Origin of the sequence: Massiliimicrobium timonense, assembly GCF_002160865.1 — a bacterium.
Taxonomy (GTDB): Bacteria; Bacillota_I; Bacilli_A; order Erysipelotrichales; family Coprobacillaceae; genus Allocoprobacillus.
Genome location: NZ_NFLJ01000002.1, coordinates 58,879 through 74,957, shown reverse-complemented (window position 1 = coordinate 74,957; position 16,079 = coordinate 58,879). Strand labels below are relative to the sequence as shown.

The 16,079-nt window shown below is 32.1% G+C and carries 18 protein-coding genes; 3 read left to right on the top strand and 15 right to left on the bottom strand.

What is annotated here, in order from left to right; translation table 11 throughout:
* Positions 1-21: 21 nt before the first annotated feature.
* From B5E75_RS01125 to B5E75_RS01095, 7 genes are all read right to left on the bottom strand, one after another.
* Positions 22-375, bottom strand: coding sequence for a TnpV protein (locus tag B5E75_RS01125; RefSeq protein WP_087302759.1), 354 nt, complete (start codon positions 373-375; stop codon positions 22-24).
* Between the two features lie 12 nt (positions 376-387).
* Complete coding sequence (locus B5E75_RS01120; RefSeq protein ID WP_241146594.1) at positions 388-1,662, bottom strand: relaxase/mobilization nuclease domain-containing protein; 1,275 nt, start codon at positions 1,660-1,662, stop codon at positions 388-390.
* Entirely contained in the window at positions 1,655-1,969 is a 315-nt protein-coding gene (locus B5E75_RS01115; protein WP_087300257.1) for a plasmid mobilization protein, read from the bottom strand. The genes B5E75_RS01120 and B5E75_RS01115 overlap by 8 nt, the downstream gene beginning before the upstream one ends.
* A 163-nt stretch (positions 1,970-2,132) precedes the next feature.
* Positions 2,133-3,836, bottom strand: coding sequence for a bifunctional DNA primase/polymerase (locus tag B5E75_RS01110; RefSeq protein ID WP_087356973.1), 1,704 nt, complete (start codon positions 3,834-3,836; stop codon positions 2,133-2,135).
* Positions 3,833-4,195 (bottom strand): plasmid mobilization protein, encoded by a 363-nt coding sequence (locus tag B5E75_RS01105; RefSeq protein WP_087257623.1) that lies wholly within the window; start codon positions 4,193-4,195, stop codon positions 3,833-3,835. Before B5E75_RS01105 ends, B5E75_RS01110 begins: the two co-directional genes overlap by 4 nt.
* Complete coding sequence (locus tag B5E75_RS01100; RefSeq protein ID WP_087257620.1) at positions 4,179-5,276, bottom strand: site-specific integrase; 1,098 nt, start codon at positions 5,274-5,276, stop codon at positions 4,179-4,181. The genes B5E75_RS01105 and B5E75_RS01100 overlap by 17 nt, the downstream gene beginning before the upstream one ends.
* Positions 5,257-5,475 (bottom strand): MarR family transcriptional regulator, encoded by a 219-nt coding sequence (locus B5E75_RS01095; protein ID WP_087257617.1) that lies wholly within the window; start codon positions 5,473-5,475, stop codon positions 5,257-5,259. The genes B5E75_RS01100 and B5E75_RS01095 overlap by 20 nt, the downstream gene beginning before the upstream one ends.
* Before the next feature lie 176 nt (positions 5,476-5,651).
* Here B5E75_RS01095 and B5E75_RS01090 point away from each other — a divergent pair, with 176 nt between their 5' ends.
* Together B5E75_RS01090 and B5E75_RS01085 are read left to right on the top strand one after the other, a co-directional pair.
* Positions 5,652-6,140 (top strand): helix-turn-helix domain-containing protein, encoded by a 489-nt coding sequence (locus B5E75_RS01090; RefSeq protein ID WP_087257663.1) that lies wholly within the window; start codon positions 5,652-5,654, stop codon positions 6,138-6,140.
* 19 nt (positions 6,141-6,159) lie between these two features.
* Positions 6,160-6,957, top strand: coding sequence for a S1 family peptidase (locus B5E75_RS01085; protein WP_158094014.1), 798 nt, complete (start codon positions 6,160-6,162; stop codon positions 6,955-6,957).
* A 240-nt stretch (positions 6,958-7,197) separates the two neighbouring features.
* On the opposite strand, the gene guaA is transcribed toward B5E75_RS01085, so the two are convergent.
* Positions 7,198-8,745, bottom strand: a complete 1,548-nt coding sequence (gene guaA / locus B5E75_RS01080) for a glutamine-hydrolyzing GMP synthase (RefSeq protein WP_087356972.1) — start codon at positions 8,743-8,745, stop codon at positions 7,198-7,200.
* A gap of 12 nt (positions 8,746-8,757) precedes the next feature.
* Positions 8,758-10,035: an adenylosuccinate synthase gene (locus B5E75_RS01075; RefSeq protein ID WP_087356971.1), complete on the bottom strand. Its 1,278-nt coding sequence runs from the start codon at positions 10,033-10,035 to the stop codon at positions 8,758-8,760.
* A 160-nt stretch (positions 10,036-10,195) separates the two neighbouring features.
* On the opposite strand from B5E75_RS01075, the gene B5E75_RS01070 reads away from it, so the two are divergent.
* Positions 10,196-11,062, top strand: a complete 867-nt coding sequence (locus B5E75_RS01070) for a LysR family transcriptional regulator (protein WP_087356970.1) — start codon at positions 10,196-10,198, stop codon at positions 11,060-11,062.
* Positions 11,063-11,391: 329 nt separating this feature from the next.
* Here the strand turns inward: B5E75_RS01070 and B5E75_RS01065 are convergent, their stop codons facing one another.
* From B5E75_RS01065 to B5E75_RS01040, 6 genes are all read right to left on the bottom strand, one after another.
* A complete protein-coding gene (locus B5E75_RS01065) occupies positions 11,392-12,444 on the bottom strand; it encodes a molybdopterin-binding protein (protein WP_087356969.1) in 1,053 nt (350 codons plus the stop codon).
* Between the two features lie 12 nt (positions 12,445-12,456).
* Positions 12,457-13,281, bottom strand: a complete 825-nt coding sequence (locus tag B5E75_RS01060) for a DUF7973 family transport facilitator (protein WP_087356968.1) — start codon at positions 13,279-13,281, stop codon at positions 12,457-12,459.
* A 63-nt stretch (positions 13,282-13,344) separates the two neighbouring features.
* Positions 13,345-13,776 carry an MG284/MPN403 family protein gene (locus B5E75_RS01055; RefSeq protein WP_087356967.1) on the bottom strand — a complete coding sequence of 144 codons (432 nt, stop codon included), beginning with the start codon at positions 13,774-13,776 and terminating at the stop codon, positions 13,345-13,347.
* 52 nt (positions 13,777-13,828) lie between these two features.
* Positions 13,829-14,566 carry a tyrosine-protein phosphatase gene (locus B5E75_RS01050; protein WP_087356966.1) on the bottom strand — a complete coding sequence of 246 codons (738 nt, stop codon included), beginning with the start codon at positions 14,564-14,566 and terminating at the stop codon, positions 13,829-13,831.
* 12 nt (positions 14,567-14,578) lie between these two features.
* Entirely contained in the window at positions 14,579-15,220 is a 642-nt protein-coding gene (locus B5E75_RS01045; protein WP_087356965.1) for a TIGR04100 family radical SAM protein, read from the bottom strand.
* Positions 15,217-16,047, bottom strand: a complete 831-nt coding sequence (locus B5E75_RS01040; RefSeq protein ID WP_087356964.1) for a pyridoxamine kinase — start codon at positions 16,045-16,047, stop codon at positions 15,217-15,219. The genes B5E75_RS01045 and B5E75_RS01040 overlap by 4 nt, the downstream gene beginning before the upstream one ends.
* Positions 16,048-16,079 lie beyond the last annotated feature (32 nt).

Sequence of the window (16,079 nt, the reverse complement as noted above, 5' to 3'; positions counted from 1 at the left end):
TATAAACGTGATAAGTATTTTTTATCTTATATTAAGAAACTCATCAAACAATGTTTCTTCAGCACTATTTTTTATGTTGTTCATTTCCTGCACCCATCTCATTTGATCTTTTTCTTTTAGTTCTTCATTGACACTTCTTTCTTCCATAAGTTGCTTTACTAATACATTATATCGATCATTCATCTGATGATCCATTGATAACAGTTCATCATTTAGCTTATTTTCTGCAAGTAACGCTAGATAATGTGCTTTATAATTTTCTTTTAAATGTTTCAAATACATTCGTCCAAATCTTGTTAAATTAGGTAATGATTCTTCTTGTTTTAGAACTGGAAATTCATAATCTCCTACTTGTTGGTACTTCATTTCTTTCATCTACTTTTCCTCCTAACGTGACTGTTCTCTTTGTTTTATTTTCTTCCATGCGATACGTTCTACATCATCTTTAAAGCTTCTATTTCGAATGTTATCACATGCTTTGACTTCCATTCTTAACTTTTTAATTGCTGGTGTAAATTGTTTTGCTTTTGCTGACCACTCATCTTTTTCCTCTTCGCTAGTAGCTTTCATTCGACGATAATAACAGTATTTTCTTTCTTTGATTAGTTTATCTAATTCATTCTGTTTTACTTGTTGATAGTCATCCAATTGGTTTATATCTTCAATTTTGTTATGATATAACAATTCAATTTCTTTCACAAACATATCCAGTTTTCTTAATGCTTGCCTTGCTTCCTTTGATAATTTTTGTTTACGAGTTGGTAAAACATTTAATGAAATAAGATAAGCTACTCTTATTCCTGCAGGTCCAGTGAGTTGTTTTTTCTTATACTTTTTATAATATTCTTTGCACTGATAATAACTTTTTGTATGTTCAGTTTCTTGTGGAAGTATTCTTTTATCGATTAATCTGTCTTCAATATTTTCATAATGGTATTGTTCCCCTAACGTTTTTAGAAAGATTGGTTCTGAATAATACGGATGATAAATGGCATATTCTTCTCCAATTCTTTCGAGAGCATATCCTTTTTTCTTCATGTTATCCCAAAACACATCCACAAAACTACTTTGTTCAACTAGAATATCCATATCTTTTTTGATGTCCTTCATATAAGAATTTAATACATGATAGTTGACTTTTTTTGACTTGTACTGAGGATTTTTAATGACAAATAAACCATATTCCAAGCATAATTTATCAGAGGTTTCCTGCATTTTTCTGTAATCTTTTTTCGTATTACAGAAGCGTTTCCCATCAACAAATGATGTTGAGTTTAAGAGAATATGATTATGAACATGCTTCTTATCTAGGTGTGTAGCAACGATAACTTCAAATCGATCTGCATATAATTCCTGAGCTAACCTTACACCAATTTCGTGTGCAACATCAGCAGTCACCTCTCCAATTTTGAAAGACTGGTAACCATGATATGCAACAATTGGTTTTGTATCATCGAACATTTTCTTTGTAGTGCTCATAGATTTTTGTGGTTGAAATGCATCACAATTGAGATAAGTTGCATATTTTTGGCCATCTGTTTTCTCATCATTGCTGATATAGTCAAAGGCTTTTTCAATTGTCTTTTCATCATCTTCTACATACTTAATGGCATTATCCAAACGATCTCTTATCGCCCAAATTGCAGTTACTGCTTTAATCACCCCTTACCTTTTCATCCAAATTTTTAATCATATTTCTTAATTCTTCAATCGTAACCTCAACAAGAAATGATGAATTATCCTGTCTACTATTTAAAGATTTAGCGATTTGATTGAGATTATTTCCTATATGATTGAACTCATTTAATAACTTATAATAATCCAAATGAGGTGGTTCTTTGACTGATTTTTTCAAAATACATTGACGAATAAACTTCTCTCTGCTGAGTTTTGATTTACGAACTTTTTCCGTCAGCTGTTCAAATTCTTTTTCGTTAAATCGAATCTTGATTTCATGATTTCGTTTCATTATTCCACATCCTTTCGTTGTTGGCACCGTCCAACTTGATTGTATTTTGGGGACAAAATACGTTGCTTGCTAATACATATATCGTGAATTTTAATTGAAGTGACGAGTGACGGTGTGACGGACACTTTGCTATACCGAAACACCGTCACACCGTCACCAATTTTTATGTTTCTTCATCACCTTCATAAACCAATCTCATTAGTCTTGCCTTATTTGTTCTCGGTAGAATTTCATACGTTATGAATGAGTCTTTAAGAAAATCTTTATTTTTGGTTAGAAGAATTTGCAGTCCCTTTCCTCTTAGCTTTAATGATAATTTAGAGCATAAGGTTTCATGAGATCCCTCATAAACTTTATTTCTTACAATGAAGTTGATGACCTTACTGAGATTCTCATCAATCTGTTCATCGAAGTCATTTTCAACGATTTCAAAAAGACACATCTCATTTTGACAGATCGTCAGTTCTTCCTCAGGAAAATCTTTTCCTTGAATTGCTAACTGTCGGTTCTTGGACAAGAAATTTCTTTTAAACAAAACGATAATACTGTCCGCTCCTGCTATTATCCCTCTGCTTCCATAAATGGAATCAAAAGGATGATTAGGATCTATTTCCTTTTTCACATGAGTGATTAGAATGATCGACAAATTATATTTAAAAGCTAGTTCATGATACAACGTTGATTCAGAATATTCCGAATCATAATCTCTATCTTTATTTCTTCTCATCTTTGCAAAGGTATCAACAACGACCACTCTCAAATCCTTATTGATTTCTAACTCCTTTTGAATTCTTTTTTCTAAGTCAAAATAATTATCTGACTTCAGCACATCAACAACAAGATTATCCTTTTCTTCAATCTTCATTGTTTTTAATCGCTTTTGTATCTTATTCTTATGATCTTCAAATGCTAGATATAAGGCTGTTCCTTGTTTCACATTTTTACCTAAGAATTTTTTACCACTTGCAATTGCATCGGCTAGCTGTAATCCAAAGAATGTCTTTCCAGTTTTTTGTGGAGCTCCAATCAAAGTTAAACCAATAGGAATCATATCTTCCACAATATCCTGTTCTTCTTTTATATCGGATGATAATAATTCTTTTGCAGTAAATCTTCCGCCATACTCCACTTCTCTTTTCGTTTGAATAAAGCCTTTATCATAGTTTAAAGCACTTGAACAGATACTATTGACTTCTTTCATCTCTAACGATGGGTAGCAACGCTTCTCATTCTCTTTAGCAATACAAAGCCTAATCGATTCGTCATGAAATCCTTTCTTCTGTAAATAGCATGCCATTTTAAATAAGTAGTCATTTCTTTTCCCTTCTTGAATCAAACAGCAATCATCCAATGACTTCGTTGTGTCTTTCTTCGTTTTAGAAAGAAAATCATACACTGCATCATTTGCTTCAGCTATCGGCAGATTGTTGACCCATGCATAAGATTTATCGTCAACAACACTGGGAGGTGCTAATACATAACCACCATCACCTCGTACATCTATTCCTTCCATTAAAGCAATCGAGTTACGAACTTCTCTGTTTACCTTATAATAGAGATGATATCCACCATTACAAGTCTTCGCTATTCTTGTTTTAGGAAAGTTGGCAAGAAATGGCTTTAATTGTTCCATGCCATTCTTGCCATTTTTGCAATCAACATCAATAACAACTAAACCATTTCCTGTTTTCAATCCAATATTATATAATGGATTATTATTCCACCATTTTGTTACTTGATCAATATCATCTACCGCTTCTTCTTTCCAAGATTTTAAGACTTGTTCACTTTTTGAATTGACTTTTAGCGGAAATATTTTAAAATGATTTTGAGCATAAATTAAAGCTTCAGATTGTAAGGACTTCATTTCTCAGGTGACTCCTTTTGAACTTTAATTTGTGCCATTTTTTTATCATGCATTGCAATAACAATTTCCAAAACTCGCCTTAATACTATTAAATCATCTAATTCTATTTCCTCTAAATTCCCCAAATGTTTAAACTCATCAATAAAATGATTTAGTTCATATTTCAAAGAGCGATATACATATGGATTACCTTGAACAACAATGTCAGTATTACTTGTACATCGAATAAGATAATCCTGTTTAGTTAGACCAGATAAGGCAACCATTCGATTAATTACATCACTTTCTTCTTGTGAAACACGAAATGCAACAACGATTCTACGAAATCTCCCTTGCATATCATTATTCTTTGCAGACATATGTCATTGCCTCCTCTTTTTCTTTATCCAACTTATTTGCTATTTCTGCACCTTTTGTTGGGAAAAGATGTGCATATCTATAAGTTATATCAATACTTTCATGTCCTACTCGTTCTGCAATTGCTAATGGTGTAAATCCTAGCTCAATCAACAAAGATACATGTGAATGTCGTAAATCATGAATACGAATTCTTTTTACGCCTGCAAGTTTACATCCTCGATCCATCTCATGATGAAGAAACGATTTAGTAATCTGAAATATTCTCTGATTTTTTTCTAATTTGTAGATTGAATTAATATAATTTTCAATTTCTTCTGTCAAAAAATGGGGCATTTTAATTTTTCTAATACTTTTTTTAGTTTTTGGATCAGTGATATAATCTTTACCTTGTAATCGTTGATATGACTTTGTAATAGAGACTGTATCTGTCTTCAAATCAAAATCCTCAGGTGTTAATGCTAACAACTCACCTAACCTAATCCCACACCAATATAAGAGTTCAAATGCCATATAGCTAATTGTCTTGTCCATAATTGACTCTGAGAATTTAATATATTCTTCTTTTGTCCAAAACAACATTTCTCCATATTGCTCTTTTCCCATATTTCCTGCTTTTCTGGCTGGATTATCTGCTAAATTATAAAATTTACATGCATAATTGAATATAGCACTCAATTGATTATGAATTGTTTTTAAATAGGTTTGACTATAACAATGACCTTTACTATCTCTATAAGCCAACAAAGTATTTTGCCATTCAATAACATCAGCTGGTGTTATTTCATTTAATTTTCTATTTTCAAAATATGGAAGAATTTTATCTTTTATCAAATATTTTTTCGTCATATTTGTATTGTACTTTAGTCTAGCTAAACAATCTCTCTCATATATTTCAATAAAATCAGAAAATTTCATATCAGTAGAATGTGCTTTTTTTAGTTTAAACTCACGTTCATAGTTTTGGGCATCGGTTTTTCTTAAAAATCCACGTTTAGTGTGTGGTCTATTTATTCCTTGCCAATCTTTGTAATAACACTTAACAAACCAAGTTTTATTTTTTTCATTTTGATATACCGGCATTTTTATCATCTCCTTTTTCTGGTATCATTCCATAAAATCTTTCATAAAAATACTGTCTGTTGGTTTGTCCCTCAACTATCATGTAACCTTTATCAGACAACTCCTTATTTAATGTTCTTACAACCTTATATCCATAGGATTTAGATTTTCCCATGATTTCGGCTATTTCTGATGCCTTAATAAATAATTCTGTACTCATTTTTCTCAACCTCCTAATCTTTTAAAGTTAGTACAATATTATAATACTAATCTTTATAGATTAAGTCAATATGTTTTCTAATTTTTTTAGTTTAATTTTTAATCATTTTAGTTTAGTATATTCTTTACATTAAAGATATGCATGCTATAATTAAGGGGAAAGGGGTGAGTATATTTATGTCATTTGGTCAAAGACTAAAGAGAATACGAAATTTCAGAGGATTTACAATGAAACAATTAGGGATGAATTTGAACATACCTGAAAGACAAGCCGATGTACGTATATCCCAATATGAATCAGATAAAAAAATGCCTAGAAAAGACATTATTGAACAAATGGCTCGTATCTTGGATGTTAATGAATGGGCATTAGATAACCCTGATATTAATACATATTATGGAGCCATGTATAATTTATTTGAATATTATTTCTCTTATGGTCTACATCCTATAAAAATTGATGGTAAAGTATATTTAACTATAGATAAAAATATTGCAATGGATTCACTCGTTGAAAGCTTACATGATTGGTATGATGAATACGAAGCATTCCAAAACGGTACAATAACTAAAAGTCAATTTATAGATTGGATGCTAAAATACCCAGAATATTCAAAAAAGAATATCAATAAAGATCCTAGAAAAAAATGGTTAGAAAAAAAATAATAAAAAGGAGGATATATTAGTGGCAACGATTTTTGAACAAGTTTTATTCACTACATTAAGAATCGAATGTATTAATGAAAATGGTAATCTTTTTTCAATAGGAACTGGTTTTTTATTACAACGTCCTGTTGGAGAAGATAAATATAAAGTTTATTTGATATCAAACAAACATGTTTTGTGCAATGCCAATTCTATTACAATAACTTTTACAAAATCAAAAGACAATAACCCCGATTTAGGAAATACGGTTCGTATTCCCATCACTGATATAAAAGATAGCATTGTTCAACATCCTAATCCTAATATAGATATTGCGATTTTAGAGTGTACAAGATTATTTATTATGTTTCCTAACCAATTATACTTTAAAACAGTAGACTATGATATGTTAGCATCATTTGATGAACCAGAATTAAGTATTGCAGAAAATGTATTTTTTGTTGGATATCCTGATAATAGATATGACAAACAAAATAATTTACCCTTAATACGTACTGGAATGATTGCAAGTCATCCAAAATACAACTATAACGGAGATGATGTATTTATCATTGATGCACAAGTTTTCCCTGGTTCAAGTGGGAGTCCAGTATATATTGATTTAACTTACGAAAACTTCAAAAATGGACAAATTAATTTAGGTAAAAAAGATATTAAGTTATTAGGAATTGTATCAGCTACAATGATTCGAAACAATCAAATTAAATCTATTCAAACGGGCACTCAATTGCTTTCGGAAGAAATTTTAGGATTAGGTATTGTTTATAAAGCTACTGCTATTAAAGAGTTAATTGACAGTATGCCTACAGATAATTGATAAAGATATAACTAAATTTAACCAATACATATTTTGAGAATTTTTATTCTATATAACTAATAATTAGTTTAAAAGCTAGATTTTTCATTTAGAAATCAAAGAATCGTAATACCAAACGATTCTTTTTTATACATAATTAAAAAATGACCCATTCTTTGACTTTTTATGGTCAATTTAAGGTCATTTTCTTTTTAATATTCAAAATATGCTTTATTTATCGGCTATTTTTAAGTTACCTTTTTATTCGAACTCTATCGTTCCAGGAGGCTTCGATGTAATATCATAGAATACTCTATTGACACCACGAACCTCGTTAATAATTCTTGACATCACTTTATTTAAGACTTCATAAGGAATTTGTGCTGCTTCTGCAGTCATGAAGTCAATTGTATTGACAGCACGTAAAGCAATCGCATAATCATAAGTTCTTTCATCACCCATGACACCAACAGAACGCATATTTGTCAGTGCTGCAAAGTATTGACCAATTGTACGATCTAATCCAGCATTAGCAATTTCTTCACGATATATAGCATCTGCATCTTGTACAATTCTGACTTTTTCAGCAGTCACTTCGCCAATAATACGAATACCAAGTCCTGGTCCTGGGAATGGTTGTCTGAATACTAAATATTCAGGAATACCTAATTCCAATCCCACTTTACGAACTTCATCTTTAAATAAATCTCTTAATGGTTCAATGATTTCTCTAAAATCTACATAATCAGGAAGTCCACCTACGTTATGATGTGACTTGATGACTGCAGATTCTCCACCTAATCCACTTTCAACAACATCTGGATAGATTGTTCCTTGAACTAAGAAATCAACAGCCCCAATCTTTTTCGCTTCTTCTTCAAAGACACGAATGAACTCTTCACCAATAATTTTTCTTTTGGCTTCAGGTTCAGTCACACCTTTTAATTTTTCATAATATCTTTCTTGCGCATTTACTCTAATGAAGTTTAATTCATATGGTCCTTTAGGTCCAAAAACAGCTTCCACTTCATCACCTTCGTTTTTACGAAGTAATCCATGATCAACAAATACACAAGTCAATTGATTTCCAATCGCTTTAGAAAGAAGAACTGCTGCTACTGATGAATCCACTCCACCAGATAAGGCACATAAGACTTTTCCATCTCCAACTTTTTCTCTAATAGCTTTGATTTGTTCTTCAACAAATGAGTCCATACGCCAATCTCCTGAACATCCACAAACATTCAAGACAAAGTTAGATAAAATTGTTTTTCCATATTCTGTATGTAAAACTTCAGGATGGAATTGAATGGCATACAATTTCTTTGCTTCATTTTCACATGAAGCCACTGGACAATCTTTTGTATAAGATGAAATTTCAAATCCATCAGCAATCTCAGAAATATAATCAAAATGACTCATCCAGCAAGTTGATTCTTTAGGCACATTCGTAAATAAAGCTGAATTTTCTTTACTCACAATCAAATGAGATTTTCCATATTCTCTGACATCAGCACGTTCTACCTTACCACCTAAAACATGTTGCATTAATTGTGCCCCATAACATAATCCTAAAACAGGAATACCCAGTTCAAACAATTCTTTTGAATATGTAGGTGAATCTGCTTCATAACAGCTGTTAGGTCCACCTGTTAAAATAATTCCCTTAGGATTCATTTCTTTAATCTTTTCAAGATCTGTTTTATATGAATAAATTTCACAATAAACATTACATTCTCTAACACGTCTAGCCACTAACTGATTATACTGACCACCAAAGTCTAAAACAATGACTAATTCTCTCTTCACTCATTTCCCTCCTTAAAATTGAATATCTTTTAAAACAACTGTCTGTTCTCTATCTGGTCCTACTGAGAACATGACAATTGGACAATGAATTAACTCTTCAATACGTCTGATATAGTTTTGACAATTGACTGGTAATTCTTCAAAAGATTTCACATGTGTAATATCTTCTTTCCATCCATACATTTCTTCATAAATAGGTTCCACTTCTTCAATACCCTTAATTGTAGAAGGTAAACCATGAATCACTTCACCTTTATATTTATAGGCCGTACAGATTTTAATGGTATCTAATCCACTTAAAACATCCAATAACATTAAAGCAATTCCTGTTAAACTAGACATTCTACGTGATTGATTGACAACCACAGCGTCAAACCATCCTGTACGTCTTGCACGTTGTGTCACTGTTCCATATTCATGTCCTCTTTCACGAATGAAATCTCCAACTTCATCATGTAATTCTGTTGGGAAAGGTCCAGCTCCTACACGTGTTGTATATGATTTGATAATCCCAATTGCTTCTTTAATATATAAAGGCCCAATACCAGTACCTTCACTCACCCCATTAGCACCTGGATGAGAGCTTGTTACATATGGATAAGTTCCATAATCAATATCCAACATAGCACCTTGCGCACCTTCAAATAACACTTTACGATCTTCACGTAAATATTGATCTAATAACATTCCTGTATCACAAACAAGTGGTTTGATTACTTTGGCATATTCTTTATATTCTTCAAAAATACTTTCAACAGTGAATTGTCCTTCTAATTCAGGATATTCCATCACTTTCATTGGGAAAGTTTCTTTTAATCTTTCTAAAAATAATTCTTCATCAATAAACTCACCCATACGAATACCAATACGACTATACTTATCAATATAACATGGTCCAATACCACGTTTTGTTGTCCCAATGCTGTGATCTCCTTTTCTTGCTTCCTGAATCGCATCAATTTCAAGATGATAAGGTAAAATCACATGACAACGATCACTCACACGAATCTTACTTGTATCAATACCCGCATCATTTAAATATTTGACTTCTTCCAAAAAGGCTTTAGGATTGACAACCATCCCATTACCCATAATGACTTCATGTCCACTAAAAATTCCAGAAGGTATTAATTTCAATGCAAATTTCTTTCCATCATACACAATCGTATGTCCTGCATTGTTTCCTCCTGCATAACGTACGACAACATCAGCTTTTTGGGCAAGATAATCAGTAACTTTTCCTTTACCTTCATCTCCCCACATGCTTCCTACTACAACCACACCAGCCATAAAACTTCATCCTTTCTTTTTTACATCAATATTATATAAAATATGACTCTTATATACAATCAAAATTTATCATAATTGACGTTTCACAACATCTATTATAAAATAAAACAAAACATTAGTAAAATTAATATTTAATACATATGATATTAGGAGAACTTATATGACCATAAAACTCGAACAATACAAAATCTTTAATGAAGCAGCTTCTACGCAATCATTTTCTTTAGCCGCCAGAAACCTCTTTATTTCACAATCCGCTGTCAGTCAGGCTATCCATCTTCTAGAAAAAGAACTCCAAACACAGCTTTTTATTCGTCAATCTAAAGGTGTTATTTTAACTAAAGAAGGACAGATGTTACATCAAAAAATCGCCCAAGCCTTATCATTAATTACCAGTGCTGAAAACCAGCTGGCACACTTTCATAAATTAAGTGTCGGTGAGCTCTTAATTGGTGCTGGTGATACACTCAGTGAAAACTACCTGATGCCTTATCTTGTCAAATTCCACCAGCAATACCCTCAAGTCAAAATCAAAATGGTCAATCGTACCAGTCTTGAAATCATTGATTTATTAAAAAATGGCGATATTGATTTAGGATTTGTCAATATGCCACTGCACGATGAAGCCATCACAATTCAAGAATGTTTACAGATTCATGATATCTTTGTCAGTCAGATGCCAGATTCACATATCTATTCATTAAGTGAACTTTCTCATGAAACTTTGGTCATGTTAGAAAAGAATACAAATTCAAGACAATATGTTGATGATCACTTTGCCTTGCATGGTCATTTATTACATCCCGATATTGAACTAGGTTCACATAACCTATTATTAGAAGCTGTTAAAAATGGTCTGGGAAAAGCATGTGTCATCAAAGAATTTTCAACACAAGAACTCAAAAATCATGAAATCTATGAAATACAGCTAGATCAACCTCTCATCAAACGTAGTATTGGCTATGCCTGGTTATCAAGAAAAACCTTAACCCCAGCTGCCATTCAATTTATTGAACTGCTTAAATAAGAAAAGAGCGATATACCCTGAAATATCGCTCTTTTCTTATAATGATCCATAGTGCTGCTGTTCACTATTTATCTGCTAGTCTGCTGCCTCTAGCAGGGATCTCTTTGAGTAAATTATATGAATACTTTTGCTTCATATGTATATCGAGGAATATTATGATATGATATACACGTTGTCCTTGAGGACATCTCCTATTATATATAAAGTCTTAATATTCGCAAGTAAAAAATAAAAAATATGTTGATTTTATCAATGTTTTTTTATTTTTATCGCATTGTAAGCGATTGCATACCACAAACATAGGAATAGATTTCAAAAGTACCATATTTTTACTTTTTATGTGTCATTATATATTGATACAGCTTTCCAACAAATCTGGCTTCTACTTTCGCATAAGAATAATGTGCCTTCACAAAAGTAGGAACTTCAAAATATTCATCATTGATCGTTATACAAACAACTTCTCCTAGCTTTTCCTGTCTTATTTTCACAACAATATGAATATCACCTTCTTTTTGAATGAATGGCGATAACCACTCATCTTGAAAACGAAAATCATTTTCATAACAAATCCAAAGTGATGGTTTTTCTTTTAATATTGCTTCTTTTAAATTCTTTTCATGAATAATATAAGAAGCTAAACGTTTTTCAATTTCACATTGAACATCTTTCATCAAGGCATCAGCCACTTCTTGAGAAGATGCTTTAACAGCCAAACGAATACGAACCGTTTCCTCTCCAGCATACAGTGCAATCGAAACTTGATTTTGATCTTCAATCAGATCTCTTAACACTTCATCAATCTTACTTTCACCAATAAACATCGTTAAATACTCATAAGTATAGATGGTATCTTGTTTCATTGATTCCAAATAAGGAATTAAAGAATGTTCAACAACATATTTTAATTCCTTTGGTGGTCCAGGTAAATTAATAATCATATGTTGACCATCACTCATGACACAGCCATTGGCTGTCCCCATATCATTTTCTAAAATATAAGCATCTCGAGGATAATAAGCCTGCTTAAAATTATTGTCAGGGACCTGATCAACGCCTGTACAATAACGACACTTCTGCTCAACCTTTTGTGCTTCCTGTTTATTATAAACCATTTCCAACCCAAGATATTGAGCTGACAATTCTTTTGTTAAATCATCTGTTGTTGGACCAAGCCCTCCTGTTGTCATCACACAATCAGCACCACGCTCAAAAGCCACTTTTAAGCAATCATAGAGTCTTTGAGGATTATCACCCACAACACTTTGATAATACACATTAAATCCTAAATCTTTGCATACCTTTTGTAAAAGTGTGGCATTGGTATTCACAATTTCTCCCAACAACAATTCTGTTCCTACATTGATAATTTCTACATTCACAAAAACTTCCTCCTAAAACAAAGTAAAAATCACTAAACTTAATGACCCAATCGCTACAGCTGGTGGATCAACATGTGTTCCACATTCCAAATTAAACACATAACTAAACAACAATCCAATAAGATGAGCCAATAAACCAAAAATCAAGCATAAAACCATACTTTGTGTCTGCCAGTAGGCATACCCAGCGACGAGCGTGATATGATGTGTTGCTGGAAAAGAGCCATCAATCAACGCAAAAATTAAAGAAAAGGCACTGATTGAAAAACCTATTGTATATAATCCTGTATATTTGACAATAACTCCCATGCAAAATGAAATCGCTAAAGCAAACAAAAGCTGATAACCCCAGTAATTAATAGAACGTGTTTTTAAAAATAGTAAAGAAGATTTATTCATAAACTGTTCCTGATTCAAAACTAAACGTGCAAGCACACCAATGATAACAACTGATAAAGCCCCTTGATCAATAGGAAAATCATAATACAAGGCCACTGCATAAATCAAATATCCTGCAACACCAGCCAATCCTCCAGCCAATAAAATTCTCGTATCTTGAATAAAAGCCAATGAACGTCCTGTTTCAAACCCACGTATTTTCTCATTGTAGTGTGAAGCTACAGCCGTTGCTACAACTGACCCATTAAAAATAATACATGGTAAAAACAAACCATTTAAAATATAAGGTTCTAAAAAAGAAATATCTCCACCACATGCCTGTACAATAGCCACAACAATACCAATAAAACCAGTACATATAAAAGTTTGTGTTCCACCTATAAAAGTACCTAAAATACCCGCAAAGAATGCCAATATCAACAACAATCCATCAAACATAGAATCACCTCTTATACTCATTGTATAAGATAAAAAAGTATTTTTCTATTGTTTTTGACAAAACTATGCGTCTAATAAAGATAAAATATCTTCTTCACTCCAAAAAATAGAAATACAATCCATAAACTCATCTAAAGCTCTATGCTTTAAACGATAATAACTGGCACGTGAATAAAATGTCATCCACCATGAAGATTCATAATAATTAATATATTCATGTTCAATAAAATCATAAGTTTCATGAGATAAATGTGTATGTACCTGATGAATCATCTCAACATAATTTTCTAAACGCTGTTTACGTTCTATTTGTTGTACCATTTTTTCATCTCCATGATAAACAGTCGAAGAATCTTTCACTTTAAACATATCCACTTGTGGATAGTAATTATAATGTTGTGTTAAATATAATATATCCAATTGTGCCTTTTGATATGTTTTATAAATCTTTCTAACAATATAATCCTTTTGTTTTAACGTTAACTTTTTTTCCATAAAAATACCCTCCTAATACTTATATACGCATTTTTGAGGGCATTTTTCTTTTTTAAATTGTAAAATTTTCAATTAATTCTTCAATTTCATCATTTTTCATACCAATTTCCAATAAATACTCCTTAGCACTTCCATAATGTTCTCTTAAATAATCCAATAATTCCATCATATAACGTGGTGAAGATCTTAAATATTGTTTGGCTTCTTCATCATTCATCATCTGTGCCAAAGAAGCATTCATTTCCTTATTATTTTCATAAGACTCACTATAATCCTTAACAATATCATATTCATGGCAACCAATTAAATCCAATAATAAAGCTGCTGTAACACCGGTACGATCCTTACCAGCAGAACAATGAAATAAAACAGTTTCATAAGGATATTTCATAAAAATATCAAACAATTCCTTAAATTTATGTTTCATTCCTTCCAACATATAAATATAAACACCACCTAAATCTTTATATGTTTTCACTTCGTCTGGAACAAGAACTGCTTTTGAAGAATCAAATAAATTCACTTCATAATAATCAATATCCTTGTCATTTGCGAAAGGGTTAGGTTGACATTCCTTTTCAAAGTCACTCCTTAAATCAACCACCACTTTAACACCATAATCTTTTAAGGTTTGAATATCCTTTGATGAAGCATATGTTGGAGCTGCTGCTCTAACATATTTATGAGCTCGACTATATAATCCACTCTGTGTTTCATAACCACCTAAATCTCTCGTATTTGTCATTTTTTCTAATGAAATCTGGCGTTGCTCTCTTGTCATATATAACATCTTTTCACTCTCCTATTCTTCAAATGGACGAACACGTAATTTGACACCTAGTTCATCACAAATCGCTTGACACCTTTGTATTTTTTCGTCACCAATAATATCGACAACAGTCATCACAACATGGGGTACATATTGACGACATAGAGAAGCGAAATCTAACATAGCCTGAAATGATTCTTTCCCAAAACGACTACGTGTCAAAGCATCATATTCACCAGCATCTGGCGCATTCAAACTAATCGAAACTGTATCAATACGTCCTTTTAATTCTGGTGTCACATCACGCTGATGAATGAGATTAGCCAGACCATTGGTATTGATACGAATCGGCAAATCTCTACGAAAATGCTTTAAAATCCCTGCAATTTGAACCACATCTTCCACTCTTTCCAAAGGTTCACCAAACCCACAAAATACCACTTCTTTAAAATCATCCAAATCATATTTTTGAAATTCTTGAATTACTTCTTCCACTGTTGGCTCTTTTTTTAACCATAAACTATGCCCTTCTTCCATTTCTTTTGTCTGTCTTAAACAAAATGTACAGGCACAAGGACAACGATTCGTTAAATTAACATAAACAGTTGCTCCTTGACAAGATGACAATTGAGCAATATCCTGATAACCATTTCCATGTAATGTATATAAAATCATAACTCTTCTCCTAACTCATATAAATATTCCTCAAAACATAAACCATAATGATGTGGAACATGCGTTTCTTCACAATAGCGAATGCACTTTGAAGCAAACTTCGTTGCTTTTTTCACACTTTCATAAAAACTCAATCCATTCAAATAACTTCCTGCAATCACTGCCGCAATGACATCACCGGTTCCACAACGATCCTTACCAATACGATCAACCATCACAATCTGATAATCTTCATGTCGATTATAAATAAAATTCAAAATCTGTTTATCATTAAAAGGTATTCCCGTCACAACAATATGTGATGGTCCCTGTTTAGAAAGCTGTTCACACATTTCTTTTAACTCATCAAATGAAGGTAATGAAACTGGATAAGGTCGATCAACCAATGTGACTAATTCAGTGAGATTAGGCGTCATTAAATCTGCATATTTTACCAGTTCTTTCATTTTTTCACACATCTCAGGAGTATAAGTCTTATACAATTGACCATGATCTCCCATCACCGGATCAACTAGAATAAATGAATTATCTTTTTTAAATGTCTGAATAAAATCAATCACAATATCAACCTGTTTTTCAGAACCTAAGAATCCTGTCGCAATCGCATCAAACTCCAAATGTAAATCCTTATATGTTTGAATATAATCTTTCATTCTTGATGTATAATCATCAAAATAAAAAACTGGAAATTGTGTATGTGTTGATAAAATGGCTGTAGGTATAGGGACTGCCTGTATTTTCATTGCTGAAACAATAGGTGCCATAGCCGCAATGGCACATCTTCCAAACCCTGTCATATCATTAATTAAAGCTATCTTCTTTTGCATGTTTACACCTCTTTTGTTTCATATTTTATCAC

Coding starts and splice junctions, on each gene's coding strand:
- B5E75_RS01055 (WP_087356967.1), bottom strand. CDS start 13,776: ATGGAAAAAAAGTTAACGTTAAAACAAAAGGATTATATTGTTAGAAAG.
- B5E75_RS01050 (WP_087356966.1), bottom strand. CDS start 14,566: ATGTTATATATGACAAGAGAGCAACGCCAGATTTCATTAGAAAAAATG.
- B5E75_RS01045 (WP_087356965.1), bottom strand. CDS start 15,220: ATGATTTTATATACATTACATGGAAATGGTTATCAGGATATTGCTCAA.
- B5E75_RS01125 (WP_087302759.1), bottom strand. CDS start 375: ATGAAAGAAATGAAGTACCAACAAGTAGGAGATTATGAATTTCCAGTT.
- B5E75_RS01095 (WP_087257617.1), bottom strand. CDS start 5,475: ATGAGTACAGAATTATTTATTAAGGCATCAGAAATAGCCGAAATCATG.
- B5E75_RS01105 (WP_087257623.1), bottom strand. CDS start 4,195: ATGTCTGCAAAGAATAATGATATGCAAGGGAGATTTCGTAGAATCGTT.
- B5E75_RS01115 (WP_087300257.1), bottom strand. CDS start 1,969: ATGAAACGAAATCATGAAATCAAGATTCGATTTAACGAAAAAGAATTT.
- B5E75_RS01040 (WP_087356964.1), bottom strand. CDS start 16,047: ATGCAAAAGAAGATAGCTTTAATTAATGATATGACAGGGTTTGGAAGA.
- B5E75_RS01075 (WP_087356971.1), bottom strand. CDS start 10,035: ATGGCTGGTGTGGTTGTAGTAGGAAGCATGTGGGGAGATGAAGGTAAA.
- B5E75_RS01070 (WP_087356970.1), top strand. CDS start 10,196: ATGACCATAAAACTCGAACAATACAAAATCTTTAATGAAGCAGCTTCT.
- B5E75_RS01100 (WP_087257620.1), bottom strand. CDS start 5,276: ATGCCGGTATATCAAAATGAAAAAAATAAAACTTGGTTTGTTAAGTGT.
- B5E75_RS01060 (WP_087356968.1), bottom strand. CDS start 13,281: ATGTTTGATGGATTGTTGTTGATATTGGCATTCTTTGCGGGTATTTTA.
- B5E75_RS01110 (WP_087356973.1), bottom strand. CDS start 3,836: ATGAAGTCCTTACAATCTGAAGCTTTAATTTATGCTCAAAATCATTTT.
- B5E75_RS01090 (WP_087257663.1), top strand. CDS start 5,652: ATGTCATTTGGTCAAAGACTAAAGAGAATACGAAATTTCAGAGGATTT.